Genomic DNA, 223 nt, shown 5'->3' on the forward strand with positions numbered 1-223 from the left:
CGGCGCTATCCGCTGGTGAGCGTCCTCTCGGCGGCGGTCTGCGCGGTGCTGGCCGGGGCGTGCACGTTCGCCGCGGTCACCGACTGGGTCCGCAACCAGGATCGATCGGTATGGAACCGGCTCGGGTTCACCGACCGGGTTCCCGCCGCGACGACAGCGTGGCGCCTGTTGATCCGCATCGACGCCGAGGTGCTGTCGGCGGTACTCGCCCGCTGGCTGAGGG

The 223-nt window shown here is 71.7% G+C and carries 1 protein-coding gene; it reads left to right on the forward strand.

From position 1 onward, the window contains the following. Positions 1–15: 15 nt before the first annotated feature. Positions 16–223 (forward strand): transposase family protein (locus tag AC2CHE_RS27070; RefSeq protein WP_484507641.1); only part of this gene is annotated, 208 nt, incomplete at its 3' end.

It is taken from the genome of Micromonospora sp. ATLC16, assembly GCF_057196645.1.